This is a genomic window from Enterobacter sp. ENT03, assembly GCF_019218745.1.
Lineage (GTDB): Bacteria > Pseudomonadota > Gammaproteobacteria > Enterobacterales > Enterobacteriaceae > Enterobacter_D.
Genome location: NZ_JAHUXA010000019.1, coordinates 1 through 13,470, shown reverse-complemented (window position 1 = coordinate 13,470; position 13,470 = coordinate 1). Strand labels below are relative to the sequence as shown.

Sequence of the window (13,470 nt, the reverse complement as noted above, 5' to 3'; positions counted from 1 at the left end):
AGGTCTTATATGAACTCTATTAGCGGAAAAAACCTTGTTGAAAAGCTTCAGTCTTTGCGCCACGCACTGGATGAACTTCAACAGGATGTCATCCGGCAGCAGGTATTTGATGCGTCGATGTCTGTCCAGCCCGTTGATGAGATCCCTGATCTTGGGCAGCGCCTGAACGCGAGGCGCAAAGCGCTGGGGATCGATTTGGATACGCTTGAGCTGCAGACCGGCGTCTCTACCTCCACGCTAAAACGGCTGTTTAAAGATCCCGAAGGGGTCAAATTTGGCACTGTTTTTCTCATCGCGAAAACGCTGGGAGTCAAACTATGCACCGACGTGTAACTGTTTTGCTCTATGGCGTGGCTATTGGCGAGCTGGTGCAGGATGAGCAGGGCTATCTGTTCAGCTATTACCCGGAATACAGCGGGCCACCCTTGTCGTTAAGCCTGCCCGTCAGCCAGCGCCAGTTTTTCAGCGCCACGTTGCATCCCTATTTTACCTCCCTCGCGCCAGAAGGCTGGCTCAAAAACCGCTACAGCCAGTTATTAAAGCGCGATGAAAACGATCTGCTGGGAATGCTGATCGATAACGGAAAAAACCTGATTGGCGCAGTGCAACTGAAAGGTACGGAGGCGTGATGTCATTTTGCCGCATTTTACTTACTCCACTGGCGGTAAAAGATCAGGTATCGGGCTATTCCGCCCGCGGATTAAAACACCTGAGCGGCTCGTCAAAAACCGATCCGCAGCTTCCTTTTACCCGTAGCCAGTTTGTGCAGGAATTGCCCGGTGTGCAGAAGGGAATGAGCATCTCAGGCTATCAGCCGAAATTACAGATGGTGTTGCAGGACGATATTTTTCAGGTAGTGGATCATCAGGGCGAGTTCATTCTTAAACCCTCGCCGGCTGAATTTCCGGACCTTGCGGAAAATGAACATGCCACCATGACGCTGATGTCGCGGCTGGGCTTCGCCGTTCCCCCGCACGGGCTGGTGAAATTCGCCCCGGAAAATGAGAGAGATGTGCCGGAATATGCGTTTGTGATCCGCCGCTTTGACCGCGATGAGGCAGGCGCACCGTTGCACCAGGAACAGCTCGACGGGGCAATGGGCATTCACGAGAAATACGGTAAAACAGGCGATGATGGTAAGCAGTACGTCAGCTATCAACAGATCGCCCATTTTATAACGAAAAACGTTAACGATAACCTCGCGTTTAAAATCGATCTCTTCCGCCGCATCCTGTATGCGTATCTGTTGGGCAACAACGATATGCACCTGCGTAATTTCGGGCTGATCCTGCCGCCCGGCGGTCAGCCACTTCTCGCACCGGTGTATGATTTTGTGTCGGTCACGCCTTACGCAGAGGCTTTTGCATCCGGTTATCTGGCCTTGCCGCTGTTAGCCTGTGAAGAAGGTGAAGCCGAGTTAGCGCCGGGGTTTAAAACCCAGTACGGGGAGTATCTGGGAGACGATTTCCTGCTGCTGGGGGAGTCGATGGGTCTGGCTAAAAAGCTCATTCTCAGCCTGTTCGATAAATTAAAAAAAGAGGAAGCGCTCGTTGAGCGCACGTACAGGGATTCTTTTATGTCTGAGGCGCATGTTAATGCCGTTCTCGGCTGTTTCCGCCAGCGCCTGGGCCGTTTGAGCCTGATCGATGAACCCCCGATTTAAATGCTTTATTGCCGGGCAGCATGCGCCGCCCGGCACTTACCTACCCGCAGGGCTGCTTAAAACTCTCCTTTACGCTATGTTATTAATGCAAAAGACTGACCATTTCAGATAAGATAATACTTTGCACCAGGAATATGTTTTTCATGAGTGCATAAGACTTTACTTATTCTGACATTAAAAAAAGATAGCGTCCTGGCGGGCAAAGTTTATATATTTGCTGCCGTTGAATAGCGGGGTAAAAAAGCCCCTATAAAACCACCCGCTAAAATAGCTTAACGCTTTACCCAGTTATTATATCCGCACGTTATTATTAATTACGCCACCTTATCAGTGAAATGCTTTTAAGAAGCATTAAACGGTGATGGTTACATTTTCTATTTGTAAATCATGAGTATAACTATGAATCATTATGATGATTTGCAGAGGTTTAAGGATAAGACCCGCACCCAACATCTCGATTTTAAGGATCTGTCCTCTCAACATCATGGAAGCGAGCAGGGAAATTGGGCAATTATCAATCAACTGTCGCCAGCGACAGAGGAATCGACGCTGGCGATGGGCGGTCACGTATCGGCAGCCATTCCCCAGGCGGTTAATCCTGAGATCTTCGCGGTAAACGCCACCACGCCGCCAGCTGATAACGTCAGTCATGCGCTGCCGGCATCAACACCCGCCTCTGTCTCTACGGCCAGCTCGCTATTCCAGGACGTCGCCTCGCAGCTCTCTGCCGCGCCTGAACCCGTATCAGCGCCTGCTGCCGTCACGCCAGTGGTGCCACCTGCACCTGAACCGCTTGCGGTTGCCGCGGTCCCTCAACGGCCCGTTGCGCCTGCGCCTGCCGCCGCACCCGTTAACTTTGCACAGCTGTTCGCGCCGAAAGTCGCAGAGACGAAACCGGCCGCCGAAAAAAATCAGCCCCTCAAATCGCTGTTAGAAAGGATCGCTTCATGCCGTTGATCTGTGTCTGTTCGCCCAAGGGCGGTGTCGGAAAAACAACCATGACGGCAAATCTCGCCTACGCGCTGGCGCGGACGGGAAGCAAAGTGCTGGCGCTCGATTTTGACGTGCAGAACGCGCTACGCCTGCATTTCGGCGTGCCCCTTGCCGATGGCCGTGGTTTTGTTGCCCGCGCGGCGGAGCTGGCCGACTGGAGCCAGTTTGTGCTCTCCGCAGGAAGCAACATGTTCGTGCTGCCCTATGGCGATGCCACCGAAGCCCAGCGCGAAGTTTTTGAGGATCGCCTGACGCACGACGCGCATTTTCTGACGCGCGGTCTGAACACGCTGCTGAATTATCCAGGGTTAATTATTATCGCGGATTTCCCGCCCGGTCCCTCTCCGGCATTAAAAGCGATGTCACGCCTTGCGGATCTGCATCTGGTGACATTGCTGGCCGATACCGCCTCGCTCTCTTTATTACCGCAGGTAGAAAATCACCGTCTTACCGGCGATGTGCTGAACCGCAAAGCGGGGCATTACATTGTGCTGAACCAGAGTGACAGCCGTCGGCAAATTAGCCGCGACGTCACGGCGTTTATGGAGCAGCGGCTGGGCGAGCGCCTGATCGGTATCGTGCATCGTGATGAAAGCGTCGGGGAAGCTAACGCCTCGCAACAGTCGGTCTTCGATTTCAGCCCGACTTCTGCGGCAGCGTTTGATATTGAGCTGATAGCCAAAAAGATCGCCAATATTCTGGATGTGAAAGTCGGTGATGGCACCGTTCACAGCCTTCCGAAGATGTCCGGTTTCTAATTCTCCGCAGAGCGATTTATGAAAAAGTTCCTGTTTTACCTGCTCGCGCTGGCACTGGCGCCTGCTGCCGTGCTGGTCATCATCACGCCCATGGACAGCCAGAAACAATATATTTTTGGATTGATCAGCATCGGGATTTTATTCCTGATGGGCTTTTCCAAAAAACGCAGTATTTCAGTGATCATGATCGTCATGTCGATATTAATGTCGACCCGCTATATGTATTTCCGCGTGACGCAAACCCTGCATTTTAATTCCGAGATTGAGACGATCCTCGGCATGGGTTTATTTCTGGCGGAAGTCTATATCTGGATCATGCTGCTGCTGAACTACTTGCAGACCATCTGGCCGCTGAAACGCGAAATTGTGCCGCTGCCGGATGATATGAACCTGTGGCCAACCGTTGACGTTTATATCCCGACCTATAACGAATCCCTCGACGTGGTGCGTGATACCGTACTGGCGGCGCAGTGCATCGATTATCCAAAAGATAAAATGAAAATTTATATTCTGGATGATGGCAAACGTCGTGAATTTGCCGTGTTTGCCGCCGATGTCGGCGTCGGCTACATCACGCGTAATGAGCATTCACACGCCAAAGCGGGCAACCTCAACCACGCCATGAAACTGACCCACGGCGAGCTGATCACCGTATTTGACTGCGACCACGTGGCGACGCGTATTTTCCTGCAGGCCACGGTAGGCGGCTTTCTTAACGATCCGAAGCTGGCGCTGGTACAGACGCCGCACTACTTCTACTCGCCTGACCCCTTTGAGCGTAACCTCTCCGTGGGACGCAATATTCCTAACGAAGGCCAGCTGTTCTACGGCCCGATCCAGCAGGGTAACGACAACTGGAACGCCACCTTTTTCTGCGGCTCCTGTGCGGTGATCCGTCGCAGTGCGCTGGAAGAAATCGGCGGCTTCGCCGTGGAAACCGTCACCGAAGATGCGCATACCGCGCTGAAAATGCAGCGTCTGGGCTGGAAATCCGCCTTTCTGGATATTCCGCTGGCCGCAGGTCTGGCGACCGAGCGTCTGGTCCTGCACGTTATTCAGCGCACCCGCTGGGCGCGCGGCATGACGCAGATTTTCCGCATCGATAATCCGCTGTTCGGACGCGGCCTGACCATTCAGCAACGCCTGTGTTATCTCAGCGCCATGATGTATTACCAGTTCGCCCTGCCGCGCATTGCGTTTCTGACCGCGCCGCTGGCGTACCTGCTGTTTAACCTCAACATTATTTATTCCTCTGCCAGCCTGGTATTTGCCTATGCGCTGCCGCACCTGTTCCTCGCGATTTATCTCAACTCACGCATGAATGGCCGCTACCGTTACAGCTTCTGGGGCGAAATTTATGACCTGGTGCTGGCGTTCCATCTGGTGCTGCCGACAGCGGTCACTATGCTGTTCCCGAAACGCGGCAAGTTTAACGTCACCGATAAAGGCGCGCTGCTGAACGTGGGTTACTTTGACTTCCGGGTGGTGCGCCCGCATCTGGTGGTGGCGATCCTGCTGGGCATCGCCGTGATCTGGGGGATTATCCGCGCCTTCGCGCATGACCATTTCGGCGTCGATCCCAAAGTTATCGCCCTCAACGTTTTCTGGGGGCTATACAGCCTGATCTTCCTGCTGGCGGCGATTGCCGTGGCGCGGGAAACCCGGCAGACGCGCAAAACCATTCGTATCGACGTGACCATCCCGGTGCTGATCCACTATGCCAGCGGGATCTCGTCCCGCAGCGAAACCCTGGATATGTCGATGGGCGGCTGTCGTATCGTCGCCCCGGATGAGCGCCATTTGACTGATGAAATCGAAGAAGTGGAGCTGCTGTTGCAGTCTGGCGCGATCAGCATTCCGGTGAAAACCATGGGCGTGGACGGTGAATTCATCCGTCTGATGTTTGCCGAAGACATTCCGCTCGCCCGCCGCCGCGAGCTGGTGCGCGTGGTGCTGTCCCGCGCTGATGCGTGGATCAACCCGCCGAAGCCGCAGGACAACCCGTTCCGCTCCATGCTGACCATTATGCGCTGTGTGTTCGATCTGTTCTGGCTGACGTGGAAAACGCGCCGTGAAACCCGGCGGCAGCGCGCCGTTCTCAACGCCTCACCGGAGGACGGCAGCGTATGAAACGTTTAACCCGACTGGCGATTGTCGTCAGCGCACTCTTTATAACGCCGCTTTGCGCAGAAGAAATGCTGCCGGATATGCTGCCGCCGCTGGATCTGCCCGCGCCGGTGATGGAAACCGCGCCCGCCGCGCCGTCAGTGTTTGTGCCGACGGTAGTGACCTCTGTTTCCGTGGCGCAGATGGGCCAGCCGCAGGGCATCGTGCTAAGCGGTGGCCAGTTACAGGGCGGGGTGAACTTCACTCTGCCGGTCGGGCAGGTGATGACCAACGCCCAGCTGGCGCTGAATCTGAAAGTGTCCCCGGCGATGGCGACCCGCAACGCCACCATGCAGCTGATGCTCAACGGCCAGCCGCTCGGCACGGTGCCGCTGGGCGCGGCGGAGTCCGATGTCTCCCGCTTTCAGCTGGATGTTCCGGCAGCGCTGATGGTCTCCAGCAATACCATCAGCTTTAAAATCAACGACGGCGACGCCATGATGTGCCAGCGCGATCTGACCGATAAATATCGCGTCACCATCCTGCCGGACTCCGCGTTTAATCTTGAAGGGCAACAGCTGGATATTGGTTCGGATTTGAGCCACTTTCCGCGCCCGTTCTTCGACAACATGCAGATGACGCCTGCCACCATCACCTTTGCGTTTCCGGCGAAGCTGACGGCGGATGCTATCAGCGCCGCGGCGCTGGTGTCGTCGTGGATGGGCATTCAGGCGGATTATCGCGGCGTCGCTTTTGCGGCGCTGACCAATCGTCTGCCGGAACAGAACGGCATTCTGATTGGTCATCCGGGCGAGCAGATCGGCGGCGTCACCCTGCCGCAGACCGCGCAGCCGATGCTGAGTATTATCGACAATCCGGCGAACCCCACCTACAAGCTGCTGCTGATCGTGGGGAAAGACGACAGCGCGCTGCGTGCGGCGGCCTGGCGTCTGACGCGCGGCAACTTTGATCTGCAAACCGCCAGTCTGCCGGTGGCGGCCCAGACGATCCCGCCCAGTAAACCTTATGACGCGCCGCGCTGGATCCCCACCGATCGTCCGGTGAAGCTGTCAGAACTGATCCGTAAAGATCAGAGCCTGACCGTAAACGGCATCTGGCATGACGCCCTGCGTGTCGCCTTCCGCGCAGCACCCGATCTGTTCCTGTGGGATGGCGAAACCATTCCGCTGCGCATTGGCTACCGTTTCCCGTCGGAAAGCTGGATTGATGAAGATCGCTCGTGGCTGAGCATGAGTATGAACAACACCTTCCTGCACAATCTGCCGGTCAACAAGCAGGGCGCGCTGGAAACGTTGTGGCATAAAATTGGCGGCGATGCGCGTCAGGAGCAGTTCGACATGCCGCTGGAGCCGTACATGATTTATGGCGATAACCAGCTGTCGCTCTACTTCAACATCGTGCCGAAAGCCACCGCGCCGTGCAGCGTGCTGCTCAACAACAACATCAAGAGCCGCATTGACGACGACTCCTGGATCGACTTGAGCCACACGCGTCATTTCGCGCTGCTGCCGAATCTCTCCTATTTCGTCGGCGCGTCCTTCCCGTTCACGCGACTGGCCGACTATGCCGAAACCGTGCTGCTGCTGCCGGAAAAACCGACCGAAACCCAGGTGGCGACGCTGCTGGATATGGCGGCGCGTTCCGGTAATGCCACTGGCACTGCCCTCAGTCAGAACCGCGTGGTGCTGGGAATTCCGACGGCGGGCACCAATCTGCAACTGCTGCGCGATCGCGACGTGCTGGCGGTGACCGGTCTGAATCAGCATGAATTTAACGGCGAACTGCTCAGGTCCTCGCCCTTTGTCGCCCATGACAATCTGCTCAGCGTCCGCGAACCAACGCAGTGGGAAAACGTTCAACGCTGGATGGCGGGAGACTGGAACGCCGAGGGCGTAGAAGCCGATCGTTACTTCTCTTCAAACGAATCCTGGCGTGGGTTTATCAGCTTCCGCTCGCCGTGGAACAGCGAACGCACCGTGGTGACGGCGCTCGGCAGCAATGACGATCAACTGGCCCGTCTGCATGGCGACCTGGCTTCTGCGCGTATCAACGCCGGGATCCGTGGCGATGCCGCGATCATTACCAATGAAAACGGCGTGCGCAGTTTCCGCGTCGGGCCGCAGTATCCGCGGGGCGAAATGCCGCCGCACCTGCTGGTGATCTGGTACGCCAATCAGCACTCCGGCCTGCTGGCCGTGCTCGGGCTGTGCTTTAGCATAGTGATGGGTCTGGCGCTGTATGCGCTGCTGAAAAGACGTGCGCATAAACGCCTGAACCCTGGGGACAACGAGTGAAAATAATGACGATAAAAACGGCCCGCGCGTTATCCACCCTGTATATGTCAGGCGTGCTGGCGCTGGGAACGGCAGGGATAGCGCAGGCCGCGCCAAACGATGCGGTGCTGAAAGCGTTGTTCGACCAGGCCAATTACTGGCATGAAAAATCCCATGACGATCTGGCGAACGAATCGCTGAAAAAAGTGCTGATGGTGGATGCCAACAACACCCAGGCGCTGTACCTGATGGCGCTATGGGCGCAGCAGAGTGGCGATCTGAAAGCCGCTGCGCAGTGGCGCGCCCGGCTGGCAGCCGTCTCGCCAGGCGACGGTGGACTCCAGGCGCTGGATAACGCCAAACAGCTGGCGCAGGTGCCGCAGGGACAACTGACGCTGGCCCGTCAGCAGGCGCGCAGCGGCAACATTCCCGCCGCGCTCGCCACCTGGCGCAGCATGTTTAACGGTGATTCCCCGCCGCCGAGCCTCGCCCCGGAATATTACCTGACCATGGCGAGCGATAAAGCCATGTACCCGCAGGCGCTCAGTGAGATCCAGCGTTTCGTGGCGCAAAATCCGCAGGATAACGCCGCCCGCGTGGCGCTTGGCAAAATGCTGACGTGGCGGGAAGAGACGCGCCGCGACGGCATCATGCAGCTTGAACAGATGGCGAGCGGCAACAAAGAAGCCGACGCGGGCCTGCGCCAGGCGCTGCTGTGGCTGGGGCCGCAATCAGGTGACGAGCAATTTTACGATAACTACCTGCAACGCCATCCGAAGGACAGCGACGTGCAGGCGTATTACCGCAAAAACATCGGCGGTGCGGCGAAAGGCGAAGGTTTTACCGCGCTGAACAGCGGCAACACCCGCGATGCCCGTCGCCAGTTCGAACAGGTGCTGCAAACCAACCCGGAAGACGCGGATGCGCTGGCCGGGCTGGGTTACATCGCCCAGCGTTCCGGCGACTACCAGGCCGCGGCGCAATACCTGAACCGTGCGGCCAGTCAGGGCGGCGAGGCGTCCGCTGAACGTAAAGTGCAGGCGGAAGACGCGGCGTTCTATGGTCAACTGGCCCAGGCGCAACAGGCGCTGAAAGAGGGGAATGTCAGCCAGGCGCTGGCGTTATCCGCGCCGCTGGCGCAACAAAGCGGCGAACGCGGCACGGCGGCGAAGCTGTTCCGCGCCGATGTGCTGCGGCACAACAAAGATTATCCGCAGGCGGAGCAGACGCTGCGCGACGTGCTGAACGACCAGCCGCAAAACGCCGCTGCGCGGGAAAACCTCTACTATGTGCTGCGCGATCAGAACAAAGCCGAGGAAGCGCAAACCGTATTACGCACGCTGCCCGCCGGATTACAGGCGAAGCTGCAACCGCGCGTCGTCACCGGTCTGCCGGGCGATCCGATCCGTCGTCAGGCACAACAGTTCGCCGCCAGCGGTAATACCGGACAGGCGATTGCGGTGCTGCAACAGGGCGTGTCCCGTCTGCCGGACGATCCCTGGCTGCGCCTCGATTTAGCGCGTCTGCTGCAAAAAAATGGCAACGACAGCGAAGCCAGCAATGTGATCGCGCCAGCATCGCGTCCGGGCGCAGGTGCCAGCTCACTGTACGCGGCGGCGCTGTTTGCCAGTGAAAACGGCGCCTGGCAGCAGTCGCAAACGCTGCTGTCGCGGATTTCCCCGGCGAATCAGAACGGGCAGATGCGCGATCTGGCGAAGCGGGTGAACTACAACCTGCAACTGGCGACCGCCGAGCGCTATCTGGCGCAGGGCAATACCAATGCTGCGGCCAACACGCTAAAAACCCTGACCGCCACGCCGCCTGAAAGCCCGGCAGACGCCGGTAAACTTGCGCGTCTTCTGGCGCAAAGCGGCGATGTCACTGGCGCAGTGGCGCTGGTGCGGCAAAACATGCGCGCAGGCGTGCAGGGCAACGCCGGGGATTATGCCGATCAGATCACCGTGCTCAACAACGCTGGCCTGAACAGCGAAGCCCAGAGCTTCCTCGCGCGGCCTGAAATTCAGGCGCGCAGCACGCCGACGCAGCTGGCGGGCTTACAGACCGGTGTTGTGATCAATGAAGCCGATGCGCTGCGTGAGCAGGGCAACTATGCGGCTGCCTATGACAAGCTGATGCGCGCCCTGCAAAGCGATCCGCAAAATACCGATCTGATGTTCGCCATGGGCCGCCTCTATCAGACCGGCAAAATGAACAAAGAGGCCGGGGTGGTCTATGACTACCTGATGACCCGCGATACCGACAGCCAGGATGCGCGCGTCGGCGCGATTGATGTGGCGCTGGCGGAAGATAACGTCGAGAAAGCCGACACACTGGCGCGCGGCCTGCGCGCGGATAACTCTGCCGATCGCCTGTTGCTGCTGGCGCGTCTGGAAGAGGCGAAGGGCAACCACCAGCAGGCCATGACCTATCTGCGCAGCGCGCGCGGCAAACTGGTGGGGCTGGATAGCACGAACGGCGCTGCGACGCCAACCATCGGCGGCGTGCTGGTGGCGGATAATCCGTTTGTGCGCACCAGCACGACGGCGGGGCAAACCGCCTCGGCGTCGATCTACGGTCAGACGCTGCCGTGGCAGGTGGCGCAGGTGGCTCGTGAACCGGGCAGCACGCTGCCGGGCACCACCCGCACCGATCTGCCGCTGGAAACCGCTCAGGCGCGCACGCTGCGTCAGGTGGACGACATGATGCAAAGCATGGAGCAGAAAACCGGCATGTGGATGCAGGGCGGCGTGGAAGTGCGCGGGCGCGACGGGGAATCCGGCACCAGCAAACTGACCGAAGTCAAAGCGCCGTTAACCTGGTCCAGTTCGCCGTTTGGCGAATCCCGCTTTGAATTCACCGCCACGCCGATCACGCTCAGTGCGGGCAGCGCGTCGGGGGATACCTGGCGGCGTTATGGCACCAATCCGATTGATAACGCCATCAGCAATATCGCGTCATCGATTGAGAATGCGCAGAATTCTGTCGATCCAACGGCAGCCGCTTTTGATGATTTGCAGGAGTATGATGCGCAAAACCTGACGCCGCTGACCACTACGGGTCTTGCGAATTTAAGCCAGCTGTACAGAACCGGTCGCCTGAAGGAACTTAGCGCGTCGAACTTCAAATCCAGCCTGGATAATCCGATCGCCTCGTCCACCGATTCGCAGAAAGCCAGTGGCGTTGAGCTGGCGATGGCGCTGAGCGGCGAAAGTTACAAGCTCGATATTGGCACCACGCCGCTGGGCCAGGATCTCAGTACGCTGGTGGGCGGCGTGCAGTGGTCACCGAAGCTGACCGACTACCTGTCGCTGATCATCAAAGGTGAGCGCCGCGCGGTGACCGACAGTCTGCTCTCCTATGTCGGCATGAAAGACACATACTCGGGTAAGACCTGGGGCCGGGTGACGAAAAACGGCGGCAACGTGCAGATCGGTTATGACGACGGCGATGCGGGCTTCTATGTGGGTGGCGGCGGTTACAGCTATCTTGGTGAAAACGTGGCCAGCAACACCAGCATGAACGCCAGCGCCGGGGTCTACCTGCGTCCGTTCCACGACGATTTCCGCCAGTTGCAGACCGGGCTTAACGTCAGCTGGATGGATTTCTCGAAAAACCTCAGTTACTACACCTACGGCCAGGGCGGTTATTTCAGCCCGCAGAACTACGTCAGCGTCTCTTTACCGGTTGATTTGACGCAGAAAATCGACAACTGGAAGTTAAGTCTCGGCGGCTCGGTGGGCTATCAGTCCTATACCCAGGACAGCAGCGACTACTTCCCGACCGACGCCGCGAAGCAGGATCTGATGAAAGATCTGTATGACCTGGGCTTTGCCCGCGACTATCGCTACAACGGCGGATCGGAGAGTGGTATCGGCTACACCATGCGCGCGGGCGTGGACTACAACGTCAACAAGAATATGACCGTCGGCGGGAAAGTCGGCTATGACACCTTCGGCAACTATAACGAAAGCACCGCCGGACTCTATTTCCGCTATTTGTTGGGAGACAAGTAACCATGACAGTGAACAGTCAACACGCGCCGCTGATCGGCTGGTTCCAGCAACAACAAACGCCACCGGGCTGGTTTGATCTGCTGACCATTATGATCGACGGCATGGTGCGTAATGTCGGGCAGGTGGAAAGCCAGCCGTTCCTGCGTCAGATGGGGGAAACCCTGGCCGCACAGTTCCCGCTGCCGCCCGCTGAAACCGTGGGCGAGCTGGAGGCGAATATCAATGCGCAACTGCGCCACTTTGGCTGGGGATTTATTGACATTGATGCCAGCGACACCGGAATGACGTTGCGCCATCAGGCAATGCCGATCTCCCGCCACGAGGAGCAGCAAACGCGCTGGTGCCATGCTTTTTGTGCAATACTTGAAGGTCTTTACGCCGGCTGGTTACAGGGCCAGGGCGGCGAGGCGCATGTTGCGTTGCAACGCGAACGGCTGAACTCGCTGTCAGACGTTCTGTTCCGTTATCACAACCCACAATGAGTCGAATTATGGTCAAGCGCGTATCTACCGCGATAGTCATGACGGTGAGTCTGTTATTTACCGTCTGCGCTCAGGCAGGCCCTGCCTGGGACAGTTATAAAGCCCGGTTTTTAATGCCGGATGGACGCATTGTCGATACCGGCAATAACAACGTTTCCCATACCGAAGGCCAGGGTTACGCGATGCTGATGGCGGTCGCCAGTAATGACCGCGCCAGCTTCGACAAGATCTGGGGCTGGACCGATAAAACGCTGAAGGACAAGCAAACCGGCCTTTTCTACTGGCGCTATAACCCGGTAGAGCCGGATCCGATTGCGGATAAGAACAACGCCTCCGACGGCGATGCGCTGATCGCCTGGGCGCTGCTCAAGGCCGACGCGCGCTGGCACGATGCGCGTTACAGCGCCGCGTCGGACGCGATCACTAAAGCGCTGGTTGCCCATACGGTGATTAACTTCGCGGGCTACCGCGTGATGTTGCCGGGCGCGCAAGGCTTTAACCGTAACAGCTACGTGAACCTCAATCCGGCCTATTTTATTTTCCCGGCCTGGCAGGCGTTTGCCGATCGCAGCCACCTTGTGGTCTGGCGTGATTTGATGCGTGATGCGAACACGCTGACCGGCAAAATGGGCTGGGGCGAGTCGAAGCTGCCCACTGACTGGGTGGCGTTGCAGGCCGATGGCAAAATGCAGCCCGCCAGCGAATGGCCGCCGCGCATGAGCTACGATGCGATCCGCATTCCGCTGTACGTGGCCTGGCAAAATCCGCAAAGCCCACTGCTGGCGCCATGGCGCAACTGGTTCGGGCAGTTCAGCCGCGATAAAAATCCGGCGTGGGTGAATGTCACGACCAATGAAACCGCGCCCTATAATATGAGCGGTGGATTGCTGGCGGTACGGGATTTAGCGCTTGGCGTGAAGCACGGCGAGCCGCAGATTGATGCGCAGGAAGATTATTATTCGGCGAGTCTGAAAATGCTGGTATGGCTGGCGGAGCAGGGTTGATTTCTTCCCTCACCCTAACCCTCTCCCAGGGGGCTGAGGGATCCCCAGTAATCTGGTCATTTATTCAGGACCAGATTACTGTACTCTTTTCCCAGCACTTTCAGCGCATTAACTATACTCATCCGTCTTACCTTTCCCGGTTCGTGCCTGAGTATCG

At 57.8% G+C, this 13,470-nt stretch carries 10 protein-coding genes; all 10 read left to right on the top strand.

Annotated features, from left to right (window positions below; translation table 11 throughout):
* Window positions 1-9: 9 nt before the first annotated feature.
* Entirely contained in the window at window positions 10-333 is a 324-nt protein-coding gene (locus tag KW828_RS18320; RefSeq protein ID WP_218337715.1) for a helix-turn-helix transcriptional regulator, read from the top strand.
* Window positions 318-629: a HipA N-terminal domain-containing protein gene (locus KW828_RS18315; protein WP_218337714.1), complete on the top strand. Its 312-nt coding sequence runs from the start codon at window positions 318-320 to the stop codon at window positions 627-629. The genes KW828_RS18320 and KW828_RS18315 overlap by 16 nt, the downstream gene beginning before the upstream one ends.
* Entirely contained in the window at window positions 629-1,663 is a 1,035-nt protein-coding gene (locus tag KW828_RS18310) for a type II toxin-antitoxin system HipA family toxin (RefSeq protein WP_218337713.1), read from the top strand. The genes KW828_RS18315 and KW828_RS18310 overlap by 1 nt, the downstream gene beginning before the upstream one ends.
* A gap of 399 nt (window positions 1,664-2,062) precedes the next feature.
* Window positions 2,063-2,620: a cellulose biosynthesis protein BcsO gene (bcsO, locus tag KW828_RS18305; RefSeq protein WP_218337712.1), complete on the top strand. Its 558-nt coding sequence runs from the start codon at window positions 2,063-2,065 to the stop codon at window positions 2,618-2,620.
* A complete protein-coding gene (gene bcsQ / locus KW828_RS18300) occupies window positions 2,611-3,414 on the top strand; it encodes a cellulose biosynthesis protein BcsQ (protein WP_218337711.1) in 804 nt (267 codons plus the stop codon). The genes bcsO and bcsQ overlap by 10 nt, the downstream gene beginning before the upstream one ends.
* Window positions 3,415-3,432: 18 nt before the next feature.
* On the top strand, window positions 3,433-5,544 hold the full coding sequence (gene bcsA / locus KW828_RS18295) for a UDP-forming cellulose synthase catalytic subunit (RefSeq protein ID WP_218337710.1): 2,112 nt from the start codon (window positions 3,433-3,435) through the stop codon (window positions 5,542-5,544).
* Window positions 5,541-7,835 (top strand): cellulose biosynthesis cyclic di-GMP-binding regulatory protein BcsB, encoded by a 2,295-nt coding sequence (gene bcsB, locus KW828_RS18290; RefSeq protein WP_218337709.1) that lies wholly within the window; start codon window positions 5,541-5,543, stop codon window positions 7,833-7,835. The genes bcsA and bcsB overlap by 4 nt, the downstream gene beginning before the upstream one ends.
* Window positions 7,836-7,840: 5 nt before the next feature.
* The gene (locus KW828_RS18285) at window positions 7,841-11,827 is read left to right on the top strand and encodes a cellulose biosynthesis protein BcsC (protein WP_218337708.1); all 3,987 of its coding nucleotides are present in this window, start codon (window positions 7,841-7,843) and stop codon (window positions 11,825-11,827) included.
* A 2-nt stretch (window positions 11,828-11,829) separates the two neighbouring features.
* Window positions 11,830-12,309: a cellulose biosynthesis protein BcsD gene (gene bcsD / locus KW828_RS18280; protein ID WP_218337707.1), complete on the top strand. Its 480-nt coding sequence runs from the start codon at window positions 11,830-11,832 to the stop codon at window positions 12,307-12,309.
* 8 nt (window positions 12,310-12,317) lie between these two features.
* A complete protein-coding gene (locus KW828_RS18275; RefSeq protein WP_218337706.1) occupies window positions 12,318-13,313 on the top strand; it encodes a glycosyl hydrolase family 8 in 996 nt (331 codons plus the stop codon).
* Window positions 13,314-13,470: the final 157 nt, after the last annotated feature.